23 protein-coding genes are annotated in these 21,874 nt (G+C 71.1%); 5 read left to right on the top strand and 18 right to left on the bottom strand.

The window, feature by feature from the left end; translation table 11 throughout:
* The 4 genes from OZN99_RS07585 to OZN99_RS07570 form a co-directional block, all read left to right on the top strand.
* Positions 1–518 (top strand): hypothetical protein (locus OZN99_RS07585; protein WP_270934596.1); only part of this gene is annotated, 518 nt, incomplete at its 5' end.
* Positions 519–2,126, top strand: coding sequence for an MFS transporter (locus tag OZN99_RS07580; protein WP_270934595.1), 1,608 nt, complete (start codon positions 519–521; stop codon positions 2,124–2,126). It abuts the gene before it with no gap.
* Positions 2,127–2,228: 102 nt separating this feature from the next.
* On the top strand, positions 2,229–3,923 hold the full coding sequence (gene aspT / locus OZN99_RS07575) for an aspartate-alanine antiporter (RefSeq protein ID WP_270934594.1): 1,695 nt from the start codon (positions 2,229–2,231) through the stop codon (positions 3,921–3,923).
* 34 nt (positions 3,924–3,957) lie between these two features.
* Positions 3,958–4,161 (top strand): hypothetical protein, encoded by a 204-nt coding sequence (locus OZN99_RS07570; RefSeq protein WP_270934593.1) that lies wholly within the window; start codon positions 3,958–3,960, stop codon positions 4,159–4,161.
* Positions 4,162–4,204: 43 nt separating this feature from the next.
* Here the strand turns inward: OZN99_RS07570 and OZN99_RS07565 are convergent, their stop codons facing one another.
* The 9 genes from OZN99_RS07565 to OZN99_RS07525 form a co-directional block, all read right to left on the bottom strand.
* The gene (locus OZN99_RS07565; RefSeq protein WP_270934592.1) at positions 4,205–4,690 is read right to left on the bottom strand and encodes a hypothetical protein; all 486 of its coding nucleotides are present in this window, start codon (positions 4,688–4,690) and stop codon (positions 4,205–4,207) included.
* Positions 4,690–5,622 carry a hypothetical protein gene (locus OZN99_RS07560; protein WP_270934591.1) on the bottom strand — a complete coding sequence of 311 codons (933 nt, stop codon included), beginning with the start codon at positions 5,620–5,622 and terminating at the stop codon, positions 4,690–4,692. The genes OZN99_RS07565 and OZN99_RS07560 overlap by 1 nt, the downstream gene beginning before the upstream one ends.
* Entirely contained in the window at positions 5,619–9,209 is a 3,591-nt protein-coding gene (locus OZN99_RS07555; protein WP_270934590.1) for a phage tail protein, read from the bottom strand. The genes OZN99_RS07560 and OZN99_RS07555 overlap by 4 nt, the downstream gene beginning before the upstream one ends.
* A gap of 3 nt (positions 9,210–9,212) precedes the next feature.
* Positions 9,213–9,614 carry a C40 family peptidase gene (locus OZN99_RS07550; RefSeq protein WP_270934589.1) on the bottom strand — a complete coding sequence of 134 codons (402 nt, stop codon included), beginning with the start codon at positions 9,612–9,614 and terminating at the stop codon, positions 9,213–9,215.
* On the bottom strand, positions 9,611–10,474 hold the full coding sequence (locus OZN99_RS07545) for a DUF2163 domain-containing protein (protein WP_270934588.1): 864 nt from the start codon (positions 10,472–10,474) through the stop codon (positions 9,611–9,613). Before OZN99_RS07545 ends, OZN99_RS07550 begins: the two co-directional genes overlap by 4 nt.
* Entirely contained in the window at positions 10,471–11,091 is a 621-nt protein-coding gene (locus OZN99_RS07540) for a DUF2460 domain-containing protein (protein ID WP_270934587.1), read from the bottom strand. Before OZN99_RS07540 ends, OZN99_RS07545 begins: the two co-directional genes overlap by 4 nt.
* Complete coding sequence (locus OZN99_RS07535; protein ID WP_270934586.1) at positions 11,091–13,259, bottom strand: tape measure protein; 2,169 nt, start codon at positions 13,257–13,259, stop codon at positions 11,091–11,093. Before OZN99_RS07535 ends, OZN99_RS07540 begins: the two co-directional genes overlap by 1 nt.
* On the bottom strand, positions 13,249–13,434 hold the full coding sequence (locus OZN99_RS07530; protein ID WP_270934585.1) for a hypothetical protein: 186 nt from the start codon (positions 13,432–13,434) through the stop codon (positions 13,249–13,251). Before OZN99_RS07530 ends, OZN99_RS07535 begins: the two co-directional genes overlap by 11 nt.
* A gap of 152 nt (positions 13,435–13,586) precedes the next feature.
* Positions 13,587–13,964 carry a hypothetical protein gene (locus OZN99_RS07525; RefSeq protein ID WP_270934584.1) on the bottom strand — a complete coding sequence of 126 codons (378 nt, stop codon included), beginning with the start codon at positions 13,962–13,964 and terminating at the stop codon, positions 13,587–13,589.
* 211 nt (positions 13,965–14,175) lie between these two features.
* Between OZN99_RS07525 and OZN99_RS07520 the strand changes: the two genes are divergently transcribed.
* Positions 14,176–14,685: a hypothetical protein gene (locus tag OZN99_RS07520; RefSeq protein WP_270934583.1), complete on the top strand. Its 510-nt coding sequence runs from the start codon at positions 14,176–14,178 to the stop codon at positions 14,683–14,685.
* A gap of 81 nt (positions 14,686–14,766) precedes the next feature.
* Here OZN99_RS07520 and OZN99_RS07515 read toward each other — a convergent pair whose 3' ends face one another.
* The 9 genes from OZN99_RS07515 to OZN99_RS07475 form a co-directional block, all read right to left on the bottom strand.
* Positions 14,767–17,064, bottom strand: coding sequence for a response regulator (locus tag OZN99_RS07515; RefSeq protein ID WP_270934582.1), 2,298 nt, complete (start codon positions 17,062–17,064; stop codon positions 14,767–14,769).
* A 207-nt stretch (positions 17,065–17,271) separates the two neighbouring features.
* Complete coding sequence (locus tag OZN99_RS07510) at positions 17,272–18,228, bottom strand: phage tail tube protein (protein ID WP_270934581.1); 957 nt, start codon at positions 18,226–18,228, stop codon at positions 17,272–17,274.
* Between the two features lie 26 nt (positions 18,229–18,254).
* The gene (locus OZN99_RS07505) at positions 18,255–18,701 is read right to left on the bottom strand and encodes a hypothetical protein (RefSeq protein ID WP_270934580.1); all 447 of its coding nucleotides are present in this window, start codon (positions 18,699–18,701) and stop codon (positions 18,255–18,257) included.
* Positions 18,698–18,826 carry a hypothetical protein gene (locus OZN99_RS07500; RefSeq protein WP_270934579.1) on the bottom strand — a complete coding sequence of 43 codons (129 nt, stop codon included), beginning with the start codon at positions 18,824–18,826 and terminating at the stop codon, positions 18,698–18,700. Before OZN99_RS07500 ends, OZN99_RS07505 begins: the two co-directional genes overlap by 4 nt.
* Positions 18,823–19,557, bottom strand: a complete 735-nt coding sequence (locus tag OZN99_RS07495) for a DUF6441 family protein (RefSeq protein ID WP_270934578.1) — start codon at positions 19,555–19,557, stop codon at positions 18,823–18,825. The genes OZN99_RS07500 and OZN99_RS07495 overlap by 4 nt, the downstream gene beginning before the upstream one ends.
* The gene (locus OZN99_RS07490; protein WP_270934577.1) at positions 19,554–19,874 is read right to left on the bottom strand and encodes a phage holin family protein; all 321 of its coding nucleotides are present in this window, start codon (positions 19,872–19,874) and stop codon (positions 19,554–19,556) included. Before OZN99_RS07490 ends, OZN99_RS07495 begins: the two co-directional genes overlap by 4 nt.
* 9 nt (positions 19,875–19,883) lie before the next feature.
* Positions 19,884–20,189, bottom strand: coding sequence for a head-tail joining protein (locus OZN99_RS07485; RefSeq protein WP_270934576.1), 306 nt, complete (start codon positions 20,187–20,189; stop codon positions 19,884–19,886).
* On the bottom strand, positions 20,186–20,536 hold the full coding sequence (locus tag OZN99_RS07480; RefSeq protein ID WP_270934575.1) for a DUF2190 family protein: 351 nt from the start codon (positions 20,534–20,536) through the stop codon (positions 20,186–20,188). The genes OZN99_RS07485 and OZN99_RS07480 overlap by 4 nt, the downstream gene beginning before the upstream one ends.
* Positions 20,537–20,614: 78 nt before the next feature.
* On the bottom strand, positions 20,615–21,874 hold a 1,260-nt coding region (locus tag OZN99_RS07475; protein WP_456299876.1), incomplete at its 5' end, for a phage major capsid protein.

Genomic DNA, 21,874 nt, shown 5'->3' with positions numbered 1-21,874 from the left:
TGCTCGAACCGCCGGTCAGCGCGCCCGCCGCGGCGGGCGTCCTGCTGCTGGCGGTGGTGCTCACCGCCGGCTTCCAGCCGCCGGCGCCGGGCGCGGTGCTGGTCGGCGTGGTGATCGCGCTGAGGCCGGACCGCGTCTCGCCGCGGCGCGTGATCCGCGACCGGATCCTCGCCGCCTTCATCGGCGGCGCAGCGGCGGCGCTCGCCTGGCAGGCGGTGTGGCTGGCGCCGGACCTCGCGGTGTTCGGCACCGTGACGCTGGCGCTGGCCTGGTTCATCGCGGTGCGCATCGTCGTCCCCGGTCCCAGGCGCGGGGTCGCGATGAAGTCGCTGAACGCCTTCGGCATCCTCGTCGGCCAGGGCTTCTCGGTCTTCTACGACGATACCGACGAGCGGCTGTGGGTGCGGATCGCCGGCGTGCTGGTCGGCGTGACCTATGCCGCGATCGCCCTGACGCTGCTGCGCGCGAGGCCGCGCGCCTTGCCGGCGGCGCGGACGGCGGCAGAGGGAACCGCTTGATTGCCGGCCGCCGAAGCCTCCGCCCTGGCGCCCTTCCGCCACCGCCTGTTCCTCTGGCTGTGGACGGGCAACGCCGTCTCCGCCCTCGGCACCTGGATCCAGTCCACGGCGAGCGCCTGGGTGATGACGGACCTCGCACCCGATCCGCTGATGGTCAGCCTGACCCAGGCGGCGGCGCAGCTTCCCGTGCTGCTGCTGGCGCTGCCGGCCGGCGCGCTGGCCGATGTGGTGGACCGGCGGCGCTACCTGGTCTGGACCAATCTCTGCATGCTGGCCTGCGCGGGTCTGCTGGCGATCACCTATGCGGCGGGGATGGTGACCGCCTGGACGCTGCTCGGCCTGACGGCGCTGCTCGCTGCCTTCTCGGCGATGAACAACCCGGCCTGGGCGTCCTCCGTCCCGCTCACCGTGCCGCGGCAGGACCTGCCGCAGGCGCTGGTGCTGAACTCGATCGGCTTCAACGTTGCGCGCGCCGTAGGCCCGGCGCTCGGCGGGCTGATCGTCGCGGGCGCGGGGGCCGCGGCAGCCTTCGCAGCGAACGCCGCCAGCTTCGCCATGGTTGCCCTGCTGGTCGCGAGCGTGCTGGTGCTGCCGCGCGTCCAAGGCCTGGCAGGCGTCCCGCCGGAGCCGCCGCTGCAGGCGATGCGGCTCGGGCTGCGCTACGTGCGGGCGGAGCCGGCGGTGCGCGTCGCGCTGGTGCGCTCCGCCGCCTTCTATGCCTTCGCCAGCGCGATCTGGGCGCTGCTGCCGCTCTATGTGCGTGACGTGCTCGGCCTCGCCTCGGCGAGCTACGGGCTGATGCTGGGCTGCATCGGCGCCGGCGCCGTGCTGGGCGGGCTGCTGATGCCGCGGCTGGGCGGCCGCCTGTCGCGCGACGGCTTCGTGATGGTCGCCGGCCTGCTGACCGGCGGCGCGCTGCTGCCGGTGGCCTTGCTGCCGTATCCACCGGTCGTCGCGGGGGCCATGCTGCTGTTCGGCACCGGCTGGATCATCGGCTCCTCCAACCTGCAGACGACGGTGCAACTCGCCAGCGCGCCTTGGGTGCGGGCGCGCGGGCTCGCGACCTACCAGGCGATCTACAATGGCGGCATGGGCCTCGGCGCGATTGGCTGGGGCTGGCTCGGCACGCATGCGGGGCTCACCGGCACGATCCTCGCCGCGGGGCTCGGCGGGATGGTGATGGCCCTCGTCGCGCGGCTGCAGGCGCTTCCGGGCGAGATCGAGGATCCCTCGCTGCCCGCGGCGCGGCCGCTGCCGCGGCTCGAGGTGCAGCAGGAGATGCTGGCGGGGCTCGTCGGTCCGCGCCATCCGGTGCTGGTCACCATCGCCTATTCGGTTGAGCCGGCCGACATTCCCGGCTTCCGCGCCGCGATGCGCGAGCTGTCCGCGGCGCGCCGCCGCGACGGTGCGGTGGCCTGGATGCTGACCCGCGACGTCGAGCGCCCGCAGCTCTGGATCGAGACCTTCCGCCTGCCCGACTGGCACGAGCTGCGACGGGGCGCTGCGCGCGTGAACCTCGCCGACGACACTGCCTCCGCGCGTGCCCGCGCCTTCCACAAGGGAGATTCTCCGCCAGAGCTGCGCGTGCTGATCGCGGACGAACCGTGACGCGGGGCGGCGCCGCGACCGGCCTGGAGCCTGGTGGCCGGCCTGGCCGCCGCATCGAACGGCACGCCCGGCCTTGAGGCGGCGCCCAAGGGAAACACGACGATGCTCGAATGGCTGCGCGACTTCCTGGTGCGGTATCCGGAGTTCACCGTCTTCCTGGCCATCGGCCTCGGCTACTGGTTCGGCTCGCTGAACTTCGGCGGGTTCCGCTTCGGGCCGGTCACCGGCTCGCTCTTCGCCGGCATCGCCATCGGCCAGGTCGCGCATGTGCCGGTCTCCGGCACCACCAAATCCTTCCTTTTCCTGCTGTTCCTCTTCGGCATCGGGTATTCCGTCGGGCCGCAGTTCATGCAGGCGCTGAAGCGGGACGGCTGGCGTCCGGTCGCACTGGCCATCACGGTCGCCGGCACCGGCCTGCTTACCGCTTACCTCGTGGCCCGCCTGCTCGGACTCGATGTCGGTTTCGCCGCCGGCCTCGTCTCTGGCGCGCTGACTGAGAGCCCCGCGATGGGAACTGCCACCGAGGCAATCAACGCGCTGCCGCTGCCCGAGGCGGAACGCGCTCGGCTGATCGCGCACATCGCGGTCGCCGACGCCGTCTGCTACTTGTTCGGCGCCATCGGCGTGATCTGGTTCCTTTCCTCCGCGGCGCCGCGGCTGATCGGCGTAGATCTGAAGGCGGAGGCGGCGAAGCTGGAGCAGGAACTCGGCATCTCCCGCGGCCGTCCTGGGATTGCCTCCGCCTGGAGGCCCTTCGAGGTGCGTGCCTACCGGCTCGACGAGGACGCGCCGGTCGTCGGCCTGACGCTGCGCGAAGCCGCGGAGCAGGTTCACGGCCACCGCCTGTTTGTGCTGCACATCCGTCGCGGGGAGGAGCTGGTGCAGCCGGATCCGTCGCTGCGACTTCAAGCCGGCGATATAGTCGCGGTCACCGGGCGGCGGGAGGTGCTGGTCGAGGTGATCGGCGCGCGCGCGCAGGAGGTCGAGGACCGGGGCCTGCTGGACGTGCCGGTCGCGACGAGCGAGATCCTTCTCACCAGTGCCGCGCTCGCCGGCCGCAAGCTCGAGGACGCCGCGTGGGAGGACTGGACGCGCAGCGTCTTCCTGCGGAGCGTGAAGCGAGGCGACCAGGAGATACCGATCGGACCCGGCACTGTGCTGGAACGCGGCGACTTGCTGCGAATCGTCGGGCCGGAGCAGGCGGTGGAGCAGGCGGCAGCGCGCATAGGGCCGGTGGTCCGTCCGACGGAGTCGACCGACTTCGTCGTCCTCGGACTCGCCATCTTCCTCGGAGGTGTCGCCGGCACTGCAATCCAGATGCCGGTCGGGGACATGCACATCGCGCTCAGCACCAGTGTCGGCACGCTGCTCGCAGGTTTGCTCGTCGGGCATCTGCGCACCCGCATGCCGCTTTTCGGACGCATCCCGGATGGCGCGGTCTCGCTGATGACGGCGCTTGGCCTTGCCGCCTTCGTCGCAATGACGGGGCTGCATGCCGGCCCGATCTTCTTCGGCGCACTTGCCGAGGCGGGGATCGGCCTGTTCCTCGGTGGCGTAGCGGTGACGCTGATGCCGCAGATCGTTGGGCTCATGGTCGGGCACCACGTGCTGCGCATGAACCCCGTGCTGCTGCTCGGCGGCCTGGCTGGCGCGCAGACCTTCACGCCGGGCATGGCCGCAGTGCAAGAGAAGTCCGGCAGCCCCGTCGCGGTGCTCGGCTACACGCCGGCAGTGCCGATCGGCCACATTCTGTTGACGACCTGGGGCACCGTCATCGTCGGCCTGGTTGCCGGCTGACATGCTGCGCCGCTGCGTGAGGTCGGCGAGGAGAATGACGAGCAACCTGAGCCGACGCGCCCTGCTTACGGCGGGCTCGGCTGCGTTGCTTGGTGCGCAGGGCGACCCGAACCCGGATGCAAGCGTGTGGATCGAGGAGGTGCGCCTCGGGCTGTTTGGCCGCACCGGCTCGATCGGTGGTGGACGCCTGCGCTTCCAGGGCGAGGTGCATGATTTCTCGGTCGAGGGTCTCGCCTAGATTGGCACCGGCATCACCTCGATCCGTGCGCAGGGAGGGGTGTTCAGGCTCCCCACACAAGCCGGAGAAAGCTGCGGCTGGGGTCATTGTTGTAGGAGACGCGGCCGAAGGTGCCGCTCGGGCCGCAGACGACGCGGAACTGGTGGCCAGCGAAAACTGCGAGGGTGACTTCCGGCACATCGAGCGTCTGGTCCGCCGTGTCGCCCGGGTGGAAGCCCGTGGCTTCGCTGACCGTCGTCCAATTCGAGCCGGCGTTCGTGCTCCGCTCGAGGCGGGCATGGATCGTGCCTGCCGGTGATCCGCCGAGCCCATCCTGCATGACGCGCGCCCAGATGCGTGCGGAGGCCACACCGGCCGGTACGGTGACGGTGCTGCTGCTTGGGCCGAAGACGTTGAGGGTGTCGACCACCTCGGCGTTCCAGAACACCCGCCCGAGGGAGAGCGACTGCGAGCTGGTGTAGCTGCCATAGATCCAGAGTTCACCGATCGAGGACCGCTGCATCGCGGCGACGGCGCCGGGGTGGATCATCAGGCAGTCCTCAGATGGCCAAACAGCACCCAGGTGTTGGGCGCGAGCTTGGTCGCCTGCACGACCGCGTGCAGGACATTGGTGCTGGCCAAGTGGGTCGCCGCGACGTTCACCGTCGCGCCCGCGCCGGCTGTGAAGGTCAGCGCGCCGGCGGAGGCCTGCGAGAAGGTGAGCGACGTCCCGATCGGGAAGGCCGTGGCGGCATCAGCGGGCAGGGTGATGGTGCAGGCGCTGGTGCAGCGGAACCAGTGGCCGGCCTGCGCCAGGGCGGGGGCGAGGGTGGCGTCGGCGTGCGTCACGACGGGCGTGATCGGCACGCCAAAGCCGAGCCCGGTTTCGCCGGCGTCGACCACCACCGCGCGGCCGGTCTGCCCGGCGTAGCTGCCCGGTGTGTCGGTGAGATCCAGGAAGGCCTCTACACCCGATCCACCTGCCTCAGTGAATTCGAGCCCGTCCTCGGTGCTGTTGACCCGCAGCAGGCGGAGCGCCTGGCCGACGTAGCTATCCGGCGTGTCGGTGAGCGCCAAGAAGTCGCCGGCTGCGCCATCCGCCCCGCGCATGATCACCGCCAGGCCGTTCGCGGTGCCGTCGGTGCGAACCAGCGCCGCGCTGCCGGCCTCGACGACGGCGCTCGCCGTGCCGCGTTGAACGGTAACCCCCTCGGTCGAGGTCGCCGCGTCCACGCTGACGATCGCATAGCGCTCGACGGGCGGCAGCGTGACCGTGCGGCCCGGGACCGTGGCGTTGATGACTCGCACGCCCAGCGCCGCGCGGTACTGCGCAGCGGTCAGAGTCACGCCGCCGGCGGCCACATCGGCGACGAAGGTGCAGGTGATCGCGCGATCCAGCGCGGTGAAGGCGGCGTTGGCGGTGACCTCCTTCTGGCTCTGGCTGGCGACGATCAGCGGGATGGCAAGGTTGGGTGTCGTCATAGGGTGGCCCTTACTGCGATGCCGCGGCCGACGATGGCGCTGAGTTGGTAGACGCGAACCATGACGGCGGCCTGCGGTGTGCCGAAGTCCGCGGTCTGCTCGGCGGCGGTGTAGGTGGCGGAGGGTGTGGGGAGTCCGGTGATGGTCCGCACCAAGGTGTCGCCGTCGACGATCTCCACCTCGTAGGCTTCCGCGGCCTCGTTCAGCGGCACCTCGCCGGTGTAATCGGCCCAGCTGCCACCCATCCGGGTGCGGCGCACCCAGGTGATGGTCAGGTTGCCGCTGCCGTCGCGCGTGCCGGCGAGATGGGCCGGCGCATAGGGCCCCTCGGCCCGGCCGCGCGCCGACTTGCTGAGGGTGGCGGGCGCGGTCTCCACCGTCTCGTAGATCGTCGGCGCACGGTGGTGCCGCATGGCCGTGATCTCGGCGGGCGTGGCCTGGAAGCGCACCGCGTCGTCCAGCAGCACGAAGAGGTCGCAGCTCGTGCGGGTCGCAATCTGGTCCTCGGTCCCGCGCCGGCCGCGCAGCAGGCCGGTGAGCTGGTAGCGGCCGCTGCCGAGATCGACGGCGTCGCGGAACTGGACCACCTCGGCCGCGCCGTCGGGACCGATCAGTGCCGCGGTGTTCTCGCCATTCAGCACTTCGAGCGCCGTGGCGCTGTCCAGCGCGCCGCTTTCCAGCACGACCTCCAGGACGCCGCTGTCGTCCCAGGTCCAAGGGCTGAGCGGTCGGGCCGGCGTACCGGTCACGACGCCCCAAGTGGCCGAGCGCGTGACGGCGCCGATCTCCTCCCAGGCGAGCAGGTCCGGGCTGCGGAACTGCGTGGCGCCACGGAACGCCTGGCCGCGATAGCCGCCGAGCAGCGCGTATTCCCGCAGGCCCGCGCCGCCGAGATCGTCGGTATCGAGGATCAGCGGGAGGTCGGGCAGCAGCAGGCGGGTGGCGTAGGGCAGCGGCAGCGTCGGCGGCACCCAGCCCGCGCCGCCGTCGGCCAGGGCCGTCAGCGCATAGGCCGCAGCGTCCTCGGTCACCGCCTCGGTCCGCGTCGTCCAGTTCGCTCCCAGCTGCGTGGACAGCACGCGGCAGCGGATCGTCGCGCCGTCGGCCAGCCCGACGGTGATCGGGTCGGACGGCACCAGCCGGGCGTGGCGCGGGCCGACCGCGAAGGTGAGTCGGGTGCGTTCGCGCCAGGTGGCGGTGATCAGCCGCCGCGCGATCGCCTTGGCCTCGCCGCCGGTGAGCGGGATGGGCAGGTCGAGCGTGCTGCTCGCCGTGGCCGCGACGGTCGGCGTCGGGCTGACCGGTCGGCGCCAGGACTGCGCGTTCGGCTCCCCCGCCCGATCCACGTCGAGATACCGAACCGTCAGCTCGCGTGGCAGCTCGGCATCCTGAGCCCGCTGCTCGCTCAGCGCCGGCGTGTCGGGGCGCTCCTGCACCAGGTCGGCATAGGGCACGCTGGACACCACGCTGCCCGCGCGCTTGCGGAACAGCAGCAGGTCGTCCTGCTCCACCGCATCGAACAGGAAGGCGCTGGCGAGCGGGGTAATGGCATCGCGGGCGGACATGGGCCGCGGCAGGAGGTAGCCGCGCAGGCTGTCGGTCAGGCCCGCGACGTTGAGGTCCCCTGGGGTCAGGCCGGCCCTGGTGCAGAGCTGCTGGACAACATCCCCGAGGGTGAGGTCAGTGGCCGTGGCGCGGGTCAGGAAGCGCTTGGTCGGGATGTCGGAGAAGCCGGAGAAGCCGATCACCGCCGCCTGCTCGTCGAGCCAGAAGCGGTTGGAGAAGTCGGCGCCGTCGGCGTTCCAGGTGGCCAGCCCGGTGCCGGTCTGCAGCACCAGGTCACCCCCCAGCCCCCAGGTGCTCCCGAGCACCCGTTCCATCCGGCCCGGCCCGCCGGCGAAGCGTCCCACAGGCGCGTGGTCGACCAGCTTCCAGACCACGCCGCTGCCGGGGGCAGAGCCGGTGCCGGGGGCATACTTGACGGTCGAGTAGCGGCTGTAGGGCCCGGCGCTGCTGCCGGCGTTGCTGATGGTGAGGACCAGCGTGCCGTCACTGGTGTCCCACCAGGCATGGTGGATCAGCGGCCGGGCGCCGTCCGTATCGATCTCGGCCTGGACGTCGATTGGCGGAAAGTCGGTGCGGGTAATGGCCAGCGCCGGGCTGTAGGTCAGCCGGATCATCTCGATCCGCGGCTCCGTGTCCCACCCAGTGCCGCGGAGATACCAGAGGTCCGCGCCGTCCACCCGCCGCTCACCCGGCACCAGCTGCACGTCGAGCCGGTCGGTGTGGAAGATGCCGTGCACGCCGGGGATGGCTGGCGGGGAGACGGCGTTCCGCCCACCCCAGACATAGCTCATCGTCGCGGCGTCAATGGTGACCGCGCCGGCCTGGCCGCCCTGGACGATCACCAGCGGGCGGGTGCTGCCATCGGGCTGCGGCACTGAGACGCTGGCGATCTGCATCGGCACGAACAGCGCGATGGTGTCGTCCCCGTCGAACACCGGGTTGGAGCCCTGCAGCGGCCCGAAATAGGCCACCCCGCGCATGGTGTCCGGATCGATCTTCCAGAGCGGCACGCGCATGGTCTGGCCGCCCGTCATGTAGAGGAAGCCGTCCACCCCGACATGCAGGATGCCGGCGGTGGTGCTGCTGTCGTTCGGCGGGCTGCCCTCGGGGAAGAAGTGGCCAAGCACCCGGTCGATGCGGTGCTCGGCGATGGTCTGCATGGTGACGAGGTCATAGACCCGGATCATCTCGTCCGTGCCGCCACCGAAGGTGCCGGCGCGGCGGCGGCCCTCGTAGAGCCGCCCGCGGCGGTAATCCGCCGCCACCCGGTTGCTCCAGCCCGAGCCCATGAAGAAGTCGCTCGGGCTGGAGGGAAAGAGCGGCACGGCCGGCGGCTGGCCCGGCTGCTCGGGAAAGCTCCGGACCGCGCTGCCGGCGAGTTCCACCGTGACGTTCGGCATGCGGTTGCCGAAGCGGTCCAGCGGCACCCGCTCGAAGACGAGATAGGCAAGGCCCCGGTGCGCCGGCGCGTCCTCACCCTCGATGCTGGCGATCAGCGGGTCGGGCAGCTGGGTCTCGTCGCCGGGATAGAACCGCCAGGTCAGGCCCGGGACCTGGATCACGCCGGTCGCGGCTTCGGCGTCGAAGACCAGCTTGTCGTCGAGCCAGATCTTGAGCAGCTGGGCGTTCGGCGAGGGCGAGAGCCACTCGCAGAGGCCCACCGCCCAGGACAGGTAGTAGGCGTAGGTGGTCTGCCTGGGGCCGCGGCTGCCGCCCTTGCCGCGCTGGCGCTGGGTGGAGGCGACCTCCTCGATCGCGGTGGTCCAGATGACGTTGCCGGCGAGCTTGACCCGGCCGGTGGCGACCGGGATGGGCACGCCGTAGCTCGAGGTCTGGACGGTGAGGTCGGTGAGACGCGGGCCCTGGGCGTCCTGGCCGCGCTGGGGAAAGAGGGTCGTGCCGGCGACGCCACCGAGCGCCCAGCCGATCTGGGCGCCCAGCAGGGTGCCGACGCCGGGGATGACGGAGCCGAGGGCCGCGCCGAGCGCGGCGCCGCCTCCGGCCACGGCAAGCTGGGCCATGCGCTACTCCGTCAGGCGAAAGGCGCCGATCAGGGCGGCGGCGAGCTCGCCCTCCATCGGCTGCTCGACCACGCGGCAGTGCGGCGCGAAGGCGTGGATGCAGGCGGGGACGCGCCAGGCGGGATGGGTGGAGGCGATGCCGACATGGCCACCATAGAGGCCCATGCGGAACAGCAGCACGTCGCCCGGCTCCGCGGACGCGACGCGAACGGCATGCGCGAGAATGCCGTCCAGCAGCCTCGTGCCCTGCGGCTCGCGAGCGTAGGGCGCCGGATCGGGCAGCGCGTGGCCGGCGTCGCGCGCAGCCAGCAGCACGAGCCCGATGCAGTCGAGGCCGGTGGTGCTGCGGCCGAGATGCCGCCAGGGCACGCCGAGGTAGGCCCGCGCGGCCTCGTCGATCGTCATGCCGGCGTGGTCACGGTGGCCAGCAAGCCTGGCACGAAGGGCTCGCCGCGGAAGTTCAGGTAGTTGTCGAACACGCCCTGGCAGGTTGCCTTGCGCTTGTCGCAGCCAGGCTGGAGGTGCAGCACGTCGCCGACCGTCGATGCGACCGGCGGCGGCGCGAAGAGCGACAGCGTGCGACTGGCCTGATCCCAGGCGAGCACCTCCCGAGCGACGGCGGCGTTCGGGCCCGACTGCCAGATCGCGACGCCGCCTTCGAAATAGCTGCTGGCGAAGGCGCCGATGCCGTCATCGGCGAGGATCAGCGTGGTGCTGTCCGCCACCGCCTCGATGCTGGCCTGCTGCGTCCAGCCCGCGCCGAAGGCGAGGTTGATCTTGCAGCGGGCATCACCGAGGTCGGCGCGGCACTCCGGCTGGTAGACCGCGCCGATCACCGCCTGCAGCGGCTGCGCCAGGCCGCGCAGCTCGGCCGAGAACGACCCGTCGTCCCGCGCGATCACCTCCCCCAGCCGGCCGCGCCGGAGCTTCAGCTCGCCATCGGCGAGGTTCGCGTAGTTCACCGCGAAGATCCGGACCTCGGCGCCGTCCCACAGCCCGGCGCGGAGTTCGGCCGGATCCAGCGCGGCGCTGTCGAGCAGGCCGAGCAGCTCCGTCTCGTCAACGGCGAGCGAGGCGCCGGTGGCGATCGCCGCTCGCTGGTAGCCGAGCGCAGCGAGATAGGTCTCGCCGCCATAGGCGATGTCGCGGTCGTGGTCGGTGAAGGTGAACACCGCGCCATCCCGACGCTGGACGCGCCAGAGCGTGGCGAGGGTGGTGGCCTCGCCGGCCAAATGCGCGGCGAGGCCGGCGGAGACGGACTTCATTCTCTCAGCTCCACGACGGGGATGCTGGACCACTCGCCGAGGTCATGGGTGCGCAGCGTCAGCGACAACGCGTCGGTGTCGAACCGCGCCGGCACGTCGAACTCGCAGCTGGCCTCGACCACCTGGTCCGCCGGCGCACGCAGCCCCGGGCCCAGCGTGATGACGCCGGTGGCGAGGTTGACCTGGAACTGCGCCGAGCCGGGGCCGAGGCTGCGCTCCGTCCCTGCCACCCAGCAGCGCACGGTGGCGACGACCGGACGGGTGATGCGCCGCGCCACCTGCTCCCCGCCGCTGCTGTAGAGTTTTGTCAGCTGGAACGTCGCCTGCGTGCCGTCCGTCGCGCCGATCGGCTGGCGCGGCAGCGTGTAATCGGACCAGTCCTTGAACCGAAAGCCACGCAGCTGCCCGCGGCGGGCGATGTAGAAGGCCAGCAGCGCCTCCACATCCGCCCGGCCCTTGAGCCCCGTCGCGACGTTGTAGCGCCGCCTGGCCTCCGCCCAGTTGGCCTGACGCTGCTCATGCCCGCCGGTCGAGGTGGTGATGACGGTCGCAAAGGTCGGGCCGCCCTCTGCACCCAGCGCGATGCGGTCGGGAAAGCGCACATCGTCGAAGGCCATCAGATGCTCCGCTGGCTCCGGCGCAGGGCGCGGTTCAGCTCGGCCAGGATCGCGCCCTGGCTGGCGCGGAAGGAGCCCGCGTCGGGCGTGGAGACGTTGAAGACGACGTTGATCGGCGCAGCGGTGGCCTCGACGCCGAGCCGGCCATTGCGCCCGCGCCGGAGCGGCAGGATTGCCTCCGGCCCGGCCTCCCCCATCAGGCCCACGCCCCGCGCGAAGGGGAACACCGTCGGCCGGTCGACGATGCCGCCCGTCGCGAAGGGGATCAGGCCACCGGGACCGAACGCATTCCCGCGCGCGCTGGCGACCGCCGGGCCGCCGAACAGGCTGCCGATGCCGGCCAGCGCCGAGTTGAGCAGGCCGGTCGCGGCGTTGGCCAGGGGCTCGGTGACCAGCTTGCGAGTGCCGATGCGCAGCAGGTCGCGCTCCAGGCCCTTCAGCAACTCCCCGAAGCCGCGGCCCTCCACCACGGCATCCTCGAAGGCCGAGGAGAAGGCCAGGCCCAGCTCCCGGGCAGCGTCCCCCGTCCGCTCCGTGTCTTGCCGCAGCCGGCCCTCGGCCGCCTCCAGCTCGGCGATCGCCGCCGCGGCCTCCCGCCCGATCGTTTCCTCCGGCAGCGGCCGGCCCACGCGCTCGCTGCGCTGGACCAGGTCGCCGAGGCGTTCGAGGCGCCGGGCATAGCGCTCATAGGCCGTCTCGTTGTCCTGGATGAGCCGCTCGCGCTCGCGGAGGGCGTCGTTCAGCTCCCGCTCCGCGTCGCGGTTGTCGCGCTGGGCGGCGGCGACACGGCGGGTGGTGCCCTCCAGCCGGCGGAGCGCCTCGTCACGCTCCCCCGTCGCCAGAGCCTCCAGCCGGCTGCGCTCGGCGGCGTCGATGGCGCCGGCGGCGTCGGCCTCGCGGAGGCGGCGAACCCGCTCGTCGTATTCGCGGGTGATCCGGAAGCGGTCGTCGAGGTCGCGCCGGAGGTCCAGCACGTCCTGGGTGGCGCGCCGGCGACGCGCCTCCATTGCCGCCTGGCCGGCCCGCTCCTGCTCCTCCAGGCGGCGGGTCAGTGCGCCGCGCTCGGCGGTGTCGATCTCCGCCAGCACGGCGAAGTAGCTCTGGCGGAGGTCCTCAAGGCGCTGCCCGCGATCGCCGCCGGCCTGGCTCTCTGCAGCGCCGACCAGACCGGGGCGGATGCTGCCGCGCCGGACCGGAGCGCGCAGGCTGGGGCGGCCGTCGCCCTCCGCCTCCAGCCGACCGATCTCGGCAGAGAGCGTCGCCGCCTGGCGCTGCAGGTCGGCCAGACGCTCGCCCTCGTCGAGCAGGCCAACGCCGCGGCGCGCACCGTCCATCGCCCGCGCGGCCGCCGAGAGGCCGCGGGCCAGCGCGTTCGACAACCCGACCGCGCGATCGAGCTGGCCGAGGAAGTTCTCGGTGGCGGCGGTAAGCTGGCCGAAGGCACGGCCGAGGGAGAGCGGCGCCTTGTCGAGCTCGGCCCCAAGCCGCTCAGCAGCCCGCAGTAGCGCCGGGAACACCCGCTCGGCGGTGAGCCGGCCTTCGGAGCCGAGGCGGCGCAGCTCGCCAATGGAGACGCCGAGTTCCTTCGCGAGGCCCTCCGCCAGCAGCGGCATGGATTCGAGGATGGAACGGAGCTCATCGCCCTGCAGCACGCCGGAGGCCAGCGCCTGGGCCAACTGCAGCGTGGCGGAAGAAATCTCCTGGGTGGACGCGCCAGAGACGATGGCGACGCGCTGCAGGCCGCTGACGAGGCGGACGACCTGGTCGGAGGTGGCGCCGATCTCGCGCGCGGCGATCGAGAAGCGCTGGAAGGCGTCGACGCTCTCGCCGACCGCAACGCCTGTCTGCAGCGCGTTGCGGTAGAGCGCCTCATAGACTTGGCCGGCGCGCTCGACCGAGCCGGTGGCGGTCTGCAGGCGGGACAGGCTCTGCGTGAGCGCGTCGCCGGCCTGGACGAGGGCGCGTGCCGCGACCGCGACGCCGGCGAGCTGGATGCCGCGCGTGGCGACGTCCATCAGCGATAGAGCGCGGGAGGCGGTGTCGGCGCCGTCGCGGATGCGCTCCAGGCTGCGCTGGCCAGTCTCCCCGACCTCGCGCAGCCCGGCCTTCACGCGTGCGGCATCGTCCAGCGACAGCCGCACCGAGACACGGCGGGTGCTATCCGCCATGGGCGACACCTCCTGCGTCCACGGTGGGGGAGTTTCGCGCGGCCAGGCCCTCGGCGAGGCCAAAGCGCAGCGCGGTGAGCAGTTCAGCGGCAGCCCAGCCGGTGGCACCCATCTCGCGCGCAATCGCCAGCGCGCCGGCGAGATCGAGATCGGCACCGATGCTGGTCGCGGTCACGCAGGCCGTGCCGGCGCTCCAGACGGCGGCACCTTCAATCGTGCACGGCGCATGCGCGGTGTAGGGGCAGGCGTCGGCGCAGTCGCGATCCAGCGCATCGCAGCCGCGGCAGTAGTCGGGCCCGCGGCCGAAGTGCCAGGCGGCGCGGGCCTTTAGCCGTTTCCCTCCGTGACCACTGCCGCGACGGGTGCGGTGGCGCGGTCCCAGAAGGCGGCGGCGACGTCGTCGATGTCCATCAGGCGCTCGACCGCCTCGGCCGAAAGCGGCAGCGGCTTGCCCTCGGCATCGCCGACGCCCTCCCAGCCGGTGACGGCGTGCCGCGCGAGCGCCTTGACGAGGAAGGCGAAGGAGAGGCCGCGCAACATGTCGGGGTCTAGGTGCGGGTCGGCGATGCGGATGGCGGCGAGGCGGCGTGCCGTGGCAGCCTGGGCTGCGGCCATCACCGCGGTCGTCACCGGCCGGATCTCCACGCGGACGCCACGCGGCAGCTCGAGCCAATACGGCGCGGCCGGGAGGTCGAGGGTGAGCATGGAAACCTCCATCTTGAACGGAGAAAGAAAGCAGCGAGCCGCGGCAAGGGACACCGCATCGGGCGAGAATGACGGATCAGCCAGGCTGCCCGCATTTCTGCATCTTGCCTGTGCGGCCGTACGGGTTCCGTAAAGGGCTCCGCGCGTTCTACTGCTGAGCTGTGCCCTGAGCCGGCTGCGGCTGGAGGCGACAAGCGGAGGAGCGTCGACCATGCCGATCTACATGCCAGTGGAAGGCGTCACGGGACGCGTCACAGCGGCAGGCTTCGAGGACACCAAGGCTGCCGACGCTGGGCTACGCAAGGTTGGGCCTGGCACACTCGTCCTGTCCAACCAGAACGAGACGATAACCTTCGATCTGACCATCCAGGAAACCAGCCGCCCGTTTCACGATCAGGGCGTCAAGGTGTACATCGACGTGGTCTACAACCACACTGCCGACGATGGCGGAGGCCCGCGCGTGATCGTGTTCAAGGGCGACACCGATGGCGTGCAGGTCGGTGGTGTCGGCGATGACCTGATCGTCGGCGGCGGCGAGGACCAATCATATAATCCTGGCTTCCGGGGAGGCGTCTCCGTCGCGGTCGGAGATCTCGACGGCGCAAAGACCCTGGAAAGCCTGCTCGCCGTTGGTGAGCCAATCGTCGACGCAACCGGCATGATGGTGCTGCTGCAGGACGGCAGCGTCGGTTCGGTCGGAAGCAGCGTCGACCTTTTCTAAGTGTCCTGCGGCCGCGATCATGAGAGACGGCATGACGGCGCGCCAGATCCTGCCGACGTTCAGTCGGTGACGAGGATGAACCTAGGCCCGCGATGGTTCTGCGGCCATGAGCAGCACGGCCGCCCGCTCCGCGAGCAACCTGGCTTCGATCGGCTTGCGAAGCAGCGAGAAGCTGCCGCTGACTGCGCCGCCAATGGCGAGTTCTGCTCTATCGGTTGCGAACCCAGTTAGCAGGATGGCCGGCAGATCTGGTCGGCGCTGCTGCGCCTCTCGGATAAGCGCGAGGCCGTCCATGCCAGGCATCGAGAGATCTGTAATCAGCAGGTCGATGGATTCCCCGGCTTCGATAAGCTTGAGTGCCTCCGCGCCACTCCCGACGGCATGGATGTTGAAGCCTGCCGTCTTCAGTTCCTCGGCCGTGAGCGTGCAGACCAGCGCCTCATCGTCGACCAGGAGGATGCGATGCCTGGCCTCGGTGACGTGTCCTGTCTCCGCGACTGGCGGGTGAACGCCGACAGGCGCGTGTTGCGCGACCGGCAGCCATATGCGGACCGTGGTGCCGCAGCTCGGCGCGCTCTCGATGTGCAACGCGCCGCCACTCTGCTCAGCGAAGCCGCGCGCCATGGCGAGGCCAAGACCTGTCCCCTGCCCACGCGCCTTCGTGGTGAAGAATGGCTCTGCCGCGCGCGCGAGTGTTGAAGCGTCCATGCCTATCCCCGTATCGGCTACCGAGAGCTGGACGTATGTTCCTGGCTTGGGCCCCGGCGGATGGGAGGTTGCGTCTCCGTCCATTGCCACTGTTTCCGAGACGGCCGAGAGCGTCAGTGCTCCTGCACCTCGCATCGCGTCACGTGCGTTTGCGGCCAAATTCACGAGCACAGTCTCCAGCTGTCCGCGGTCGGCGAAGAAGGCCGGTACCCCGGGCGATACTGTCACTCGCACCTCAATGCCGGTGCCGAGCGTGTGTTGCAGGATCTCGCGCATTGCCGCGAGCAATTCGGCGGCGTCCACCGCCTCAGCGCGGAGGTCCGCTCGCCGTGCGAAGGCGAGCAGGCGTCTCGTGACAGCGGCGCCGCGTGAGGCAGCATCGACAATCATCGACGCCAGTCGCCGTACCCGGCCCTCATCTGCCGCGTCACCCTGGATCAGCCGGGCCCCGCCCTGGACAGCCTGCAACACGTTGTTGAAGTCGTGCGCGATCCCGCCCGCGAGCTGGCCAAGCGCCTCCATCCGCTGGGCTTGAGCGAGCTGCAGCTGTGCTTCCTCACGCGCTGCGACCTCGGCCTCGACTTGTGCGCGGAGCTCATCATTCAATCGCTGCAGCTCCGTCTGCGCACGGTCCCGCTCCGCATACGAGGCGCGTAGCCTCACGTCCGCCTCGGCCAGCGAGGCGGAAACGCTGTCGAGCTCACGGATCGATGTCGAGAGCGCAGACGGAGCAACCGAGCCGCCGACTGCGGCGGCCAAGCGATCGAGTGCTCCAATGGAGCGCGCGAGTCGCCTCCCGTAGAGCAGTGCCGCGGCGATAGACAAACCGATGGCAAGGACGCCGGCCGCGCCGAAGAAGAACAGCGATCGGCGGAGCGGCGCACCCAAGACCTCCTCCGGCACACCGATGGCAACGCGCCAGCCCCAGGCCGGCAAGCGGACATAGGCGCCCCATACCGGTACGCCGGCAACGTTCACACTGCGCACCCGACCCTCGTCTGCCGCGGTGTTCTCCCTGAGCGCAGCATTGGCCAGGCTACCCACGAAGCGTTCGTGCTCGGGCGACCGCGCAACGATCCGGTGCTGCCGGTCGGTGATGGAAGCCGCCCAGCCGGCTGGCAGCTGATGCCGCGCGAGCAGCGATGCCAGGTGCTGCGCGCGAACTGCAATGTTGAGAGCGAACTCGACCTCCCCATCACGGAATACGGGCGCGTCGAGGAGGATGTAGGGCTGCCGGTCGGTGGTGCCGATGTACAGGTCTGAGACACATGTCGACCGCGTCCGAAAGACGCACTCGTCCGCCGCCCGCACGGCGGCGGCCGCGGTGACGGGGAGAGGCGTCCCAAACGGAAAGAGCGTGCTCACGAGCTGCTGCCCTGACCGGTCCCGCATCACGATCGCGCCTCCGGCCGGTGCGACCCGAACAGCTTGCTCGTGGAACCGCCGCAGGTCGCCGTCTTGGAGCGCCGGCGAGGTCGCGAGTGCGCTCAGGATTCCGCTGAAGCCGGCCAGCTCGCGGTCCAATTCGAGTGCCATGTTGCGAGCCACAACCATGGTCTGCTGCTGGTAGTCGTCACGCGCTTGCCGGACCGACGTCCAGGCAATAAGGCCGAGAAGGCACCAAAGCGGAAGGACAATCGAGAGAGCGAAGACCGCGAGATGGGCCCACATGGGCCGGCTACGACGGGGCGACCATGGTGCAGCGGAGACGGCTGGACTCCGCATACTTACATTTGACGCCCCGCGCCTCATCCTACCGTGTTACCCGCGCCCGAGGCACAGATCCATTCGCCGACGCACATAAAGCGGTCACGGCCGCGTGAGAGAGTCGTACGCGCTACGCAGGACCACGATGCTCGCAACGCTCTGGCGCCGGACTTACGCGTACTCCGTCCCCACCTGCTGGTTCCTCAGCGCCGCCGTCATCATGCGGGTGGCGGTGGCGTTGTAGGCTGCCCTGAACTCGAAGCTCGCCTCGACGCCGGCCGGCCCTTCGATCGGCGTCTTGGCCAGCGCCAGATAGACCTCGTGCAGCGCGATGGTGAGGCTGCGGTTGGCGTCGATGGCGAACGCGAAGGCGAACTCGGCCGGTGTCCCGTTCTGCGCCTGTGTCAGCAGCGTGGTGTCGGCGAAGCGCGCCGTGATCTGGCCGGTTGCGCGCGCAGTTCCGGGATCCACGCCCTCGACCTTCCGGTCGGCACGGATGGTGCGGACCATCTCCATGCTGTTCGCGTAGCTGAGCCGCGCGCCGCTGACCTGCGCCAGGGGGCTCCCGCCGCGGCTGATCTCGCCCTGCGCCTTGTTGAAAGCGGTGTAGGCAGCAGTCGTCGGCGCGCCCCCGGCGCTCGAAGCGCCGCGTGTCGAGCCCTGGCCCATCAACCCGAAGGTCGCGGTTGCCGGCCCGCTCGGCGAGAAGTCGAGCTCCATGGTGTCGGCGCGGACGCCGGTGCAGAGATCGTAGCTCGGCACGTCGGGATAGCCGATCTCGATCGCATTCGAGGGCAGCGCCGCTGCGCCCGAGCCGAAGCTGTGTATGAAGTTCGGGCTGGTGCCAGTGGTCACGGGAGGGCCGAGCAGCAGCCGCAGCCAGTGACCGATGTTGTTCAGGTCCACCGGCACGACGACCTGCCCCTGGACCGTCACCGTGTCGAGGAAGGGCGCGGCCGGATCACGGCCGTTGCCAACGCCGAGGACATCAGCATCGAGCAGCGGCTGCTCGGCGCCGAGATCGCAGGAAAGGAACGGCATGCGCCGGAAGTCGTCCGTCGGCGCGGTGCCGTAGGTGTCCTCCGGCAGCATGAGCAGGCGGCAGTTGGCGCCGATGGCACGCGGCATGGTTTTCGTCCTTCTGCCCGAAAATGTCAGGCCAGCGCGGAGCCGGCGGTGGTGAACCAGAGGGTGACGGGCACAAGGGCGGAGCGCGCCGCTGCGGCCCCCTCGAACTCGGTGTCCTGGAATTCGGGCGAGCCGGGCTGCACCCAGTCGACGGCGCCGCCCAGCGTGCGGTCGGCGATGATGGCGTCGCCGATGGCGACGAGCAGGGCGTCGAGCAACGCGGTGCGCCCCGCGGTCGCAGCGCCCGCGACCGTGACCTCGATCTCGGTGCGGTACTCAATGGCCCAGGACAGCGGCGAGAGGATCGCCGTCTCGTCGACGGTGTCGCCGTCGCGGAGCACCATGAGCCCGCCCGCAGGGATGCGCTGGGGGGTCGTCTCGCCGCGCAGCACGACAGGCGCGGGGCTGCGGCCCGGGAACGCGGCCTGCAGCCGTGCATGTAGCGCCACGAGCGCAGCTTCGCGCGTGCTCATGCCCACCCCAGCAGCGTCGCGAAGAAGCGGCCCGCGACCCAGGTGAGCGCCAGACCGAATGCAACGCCGATCCAGCCGAGGACGGACAGCGTCGCCAGGAGCGCGAAGCTGGCACGCTTGCTCATGCTGCCCTCCCGATTTCGCGCTCCCAGGCGACGACGAACCGGCCAGGCAGACGGCGCAGGCCGCGCTCGGCGGCGGCCTTCACGTCGAGGCGCTTGGTGAGCGTCACCTGCGGCAGCAGCAGGAACATCGGCACCATTCCGCGCTCCAGCATGCTGCGGGCCCAGGCCTCGCGGCCCTTGCGGTTGCCCGTGCCGATCTCGGCCAGGCCGCCGGCGATCAGCTGCGTGCGTCGTCCGCGGCGACGCCCCCGACCGATCCCCTGCGCCTCATAGAGCGGCAGGCACCAGACGAAGCCGCGGCCGGACTTGAACGGCCGCAGGAACGCCTGGCCCGAGGCGACCATCTGCGCTGGCGTGACGCGCATGCCCTTCTCGCCGCGTCCCCGGCGCCCTCTGGCCGCGTTGAAGCCAGTGGGGATGGCGAGGAACTTCCGGCTACCCTTGGCGCGGATGACCGCGCCCCGCTCGAAGGCGTCGATGATGGCCGGCACCTTGGTCCAGACCAGCCCGGCCGGACGCAGCGATTGCCCGGTGCGGGGGAAGATCTGCGACCGCCAGGCATTGGCGATGCCGCGGGCGTTACCGCCAAGCGAGGCGGTGACCTGCTGGCGCAGCTCGCCCTTCACCTGATCGGTTTCGGCGCGGATGGCTGACATCGCCGCGCGCTCGCCGGCACGCACCTCGGCCGCTAGCACCTGCCGCAGGTCGCCGACGGCGGCGAGCAGCCTCACGCCGGCGGATCCCGCGGGGACAGGCCGGCGCGATAGCGCAGCAGCGCCACGGCGAGATCGTTCAGCGCCGCCTGGCCGAGGTAGCCGAACACGAAGGCGAAGAGGAAGCGGCCGTATTCGTTGAACTCGAGCAGGCCGCCGAGCGCATAGCCGGCGCTGCCGACCAGCGCCGCCGACGGAACCTCCCAGACCAGGCACCAGCCGAGGCGGCGCCGCTCCGGGTGGTTCCAGCGCACGAAGCCGCCGGCGAGGCCGGCCGCCGCGCCCAGCAGCAGGTCGATCAGGATGCCCCAGCCGGTCGGGCTATTGTGCGGCATGGAGGCCTCCTATCGCTGGCAGAGGACGCGCCAGGCCACCCCGGCGGCGTCGCGCTCAGCGTGCTGGACGGTGAGGATGTCCGCGCCGACGCTGAACACGTCGCCCGCGGCGATGTCCGGCAGCTCGGCGACCGGCACGGTCAGCACGTCCGTGGCCTGGACCAGCGTGGTGCCGAAGGCGTCACGCAGTTGGTCCGGCGACGAGCACAGCACCCGCAGCGGGACAGCCGGCTCCGTGCCGCGCTGCCAAGTGGCGTCGGTCCCGAGGTTCGGATCCGCCGCCAGCACCGCCAGCGCCGCGTCGAAGGCGCTCACGCGCCGGCAGCCGGCACGCGCGCGAGCATAACGTGGACGGTGGTGTCGGCGGCGAGCGCGGCCTCGGTGACGATGCCGACCTGGAAGTTGCCCGTCGCGGTGGTGGTGAGGCGGCGGTTCGTGTTGTCCCAGAACACCCGCGCGCCGGCGGTCATCGCCTGGGTCGGGTCCTTGGCGAGCTCGAACTCGCCGCGGGTCTCGCATTCGACCGTGGCGTTCTGGGCGGCGTCGGAGGCGGCGACGCCGAAGAAGGCGCCGACCAGCATGCCCTGGCCAGAGAGGATGCCCCCGGCATAGGGCACCGCCATCGGGATCGAGCGCGCCTCGGGGCGGATCATGTTGCGCATGGCTATGGGATCTCCAGAAACGCAGAAGCCGCCCCGGAGGGCGGCCTCTGCATGCTTTCACGATGGAAGGTCGAGTGATCAGGTGCCCGGGTTGAACCAGGCGCCGCGCCAGTCGATGGCGCCGACGCCGAAGTCGAAGATCACGCTGACCTCGATGCCATCGACGCCGGACACCGGCCCGGTGGTGACCTGCGGCCCCTCGACGCCGTTGAGATAGCCGTAGACGTAGACCGGCGTGGTCGGCGGCTCGGCGAAGAGATACCAGCGGTTCGCCGCGATCAGCGGCTCCACCACGGGTTGCAGCAGCCCGACATAGGGGTTCACCGCACCGGACGTCCCCGGCGTGATCGCCGCGGTGAGCTTTAGCGCAGACAGCTCCAGCGCCGGACCGACCAGCACCCGCATGCTGCGGCCGAGGGAGATCGGCAGGCCGTCGAGCGTGCGCTGCTTCATGATGGCCTCGCGGCCCTTGGCGATGTTGGCCTCATCCAGGGCCGTGCCTGCCGCCGCCTTGTTGGCCCGCCCCGCCGCCGTCGCGAAGACCGGGGCGTTGCCGGTGGTGAGCGTCGGGCCATCGCCGTTGGCCAGGTTGATGAGTGCGTAGGCCGTGGCGTTCTCGAAGTCGGCGACGCGGCGGCCGATCATGGCGGCGAAGTCGGTGAAGGCGCCGAGGTCATCGTTCACCAGCATCTGCCGCGTCACCCGGATGCGGCGGGCGAAGGTCTGCAGCAGCACGATCTCCTGGCTCTCGGACATGGTGCCGGCCTGGATCTCGCCGTTCTCGGCCAGCGGCTGCAGGACGGGGAAGTCGCCGATGCGTAGATGCCGGTGCGGCTTGAAGTCCCGGAAATCGCGGCGGAGAAAGATCTGGCGGTAGGTTGGCGCGGCCGGCGCATAGGCGGCCAGCAGCATCTTGTTGGCGGCGGCCGAGAGCAGCGCCGGGAAGTCGGAAGTGGTGTGGAAGGCGCGCTCGGCCAGGCGGACCGGGTCGCGGGGGACCGCAATATCGCCGTGGATGGTCAGCAGCTCGCGGACCATGTCGGAGGGGCGCCAGCCCATGAACTCGACGTGGCGACCGTTGCCGGCCGGCTGATAGCCCGGCATGGCGCGGGCGGCGATCGCCTCGGCCATGGCGTCGAGGATTTCCGCCCGCGGCGGTGCGCTATGCGCGGCCGGGTTGGCCGGCACGGAGGGGCGGGGCGCGTGGCGCACCAGGGCGTCGAACAGGGCGCGGCGGGTGTCGTCGGGGGACCAGCCGCGCTCGACGGCCTCGGCGCGAAGGGCGGCCACACGGTCGCCCGGCAGCAGGGCGCGGGCGGCCTCGACGGCGGTGTCGAT

This window comes from Falsiroseomonas oryzae, from assembly GCF_027856955.1.
Lineage (GTDB): Bacteria > Pseudomonadota > Alphaproteobacteria > Acetobacterales > Acetobacteraceae > Falsiroseomonas > Falsiroseomonas oryzae.
The sequence above is the reverse complement of the archived record's forward strand: the minus strand, read 5'-3'. Positions and strand labels throughout refer to the sequence as shown.

Bases quoted from the DNA above. Each gene is read 5' to 3' on its own strand.
- OZN99_RS07520 (WP_270934583.1), top strand. From the start codon at position 14,176: ATGCCGATCTACATGCCAGTGGAAGGCGTCACGGGACGCGTCACAGCG.
- aspT (WP_270934594.1), top strand. From the start codon at position 2,229: ATGCTCGAATGGCTGCGCGACTTCCTGGTGCGGTATCCGGAGTTCACC.
- OZN99_RS07505 (WP_270934580.1), bottom strand. From the start codon at position 18,701: ATGAGCACGCGCGAAGCTGCGCTCGTGGCGCTACATGCACGGCTGCAG.
- OZN99_RS07545 (WP_270934588.1), bottom strand. From the start codon at position 10,474: ATGAAGTCCGTCTCCGCCGGCCTCGCCGCGCATTTGGCCGGCGAGGCC.
- OZN99_RS07490 (WP_270934577.1), bottom strand. From the start codon at position 19,874: ATGCCGCACAATAGCCCGACCGGCTGGGGCATCCTGATCGACCTGCTG.
- OZN99_RS07500 (WP_270934579.1), bottom strand. From the start codon at position 18,826: ATGAGCAAGCGTGCCAGCTTCGCGCTCCTGGCGACGCTGTCCGTCCTC.
- OZN99_RS07535 (WP_270934586.1), bottom strand. From the start codon at position 13,259: ATGGCGGATAGCACCCGCCGTGTCTCGGTGCGGCTGTCGCTGGACGAT.
- OZN99_RS07570 (WP_270934593.1), top strand. From the start codon at position 3,958: ATGACGAGCAACCTGAGCCGACGCGCCCTGCTTACGGCGGGCTCGGCT.
- OZN99_RS07540 (WP_270934587.1), bottom strand. From the start codon at position 11,091: ATGGCCTTCGACGATGTGCGCTTTCCCGACCGCATCGCGCTGGGTGCA.
- OZN99_RS07515 (WP_270934582.1), bottom strand. From the start codon at position 17,064: ATGTGGGCCCATCTCGCGGTCTTCGCTCTCTCGATTGTCCTTCCGCTT.
- OZN99_RS07555 (WP_270934590.1), bottom strand. From the start codon at position 9,209: ATGGCCCAGCTTGCCGTGGCCGGAGGCGGCGCCGCGCTCGGCGCGGCC.
- OZN99_RS07525 (WP_270934584.1), bottom strand. From the start codon at position 13,964: ATGCTCACCCTCGACCTCCCGGCCGCGCCGTATTGGCTCGAGCTGCCG.
- OZN99_RS07480 (WP_270934575.1), bottom strand. From the start codon at position 20,536: ATGCGCAACATGATCCGCCCCGAGGCGCGCTCGATCCCGATGGCGGTG.
- OZN99_RS07510 (WP_270934581.1), bottom strand. From the start codon at position 18,228: ATGCCGCGTGCCATCGGCGCCAACTGCCGCCTGCTCATGCTGCCGGAG.
- OZN99_RS07565 (WP_270934592.1), bottom strand. From the start codon at position 4,690: ATGATCCACCCCGGCGCCGTCGCCGCGATGCAGCGGTCCTCGATCGGT.
- OZN99_RS07550 (WP_270934589.1), bottom strand. From the start codon at position 9,614: ATGACGATCGACGAGGCCGCGCGGGCCTACCTCGGCGTGCCCTGGCGG.
- OZN99_RS07560 (WP_270934591.1), bottom strand. From the start codon at position 5,622: ATGACGACACCCAACCTTGCCATCCCGCTGATCGTCGCCAGCCAGAGC.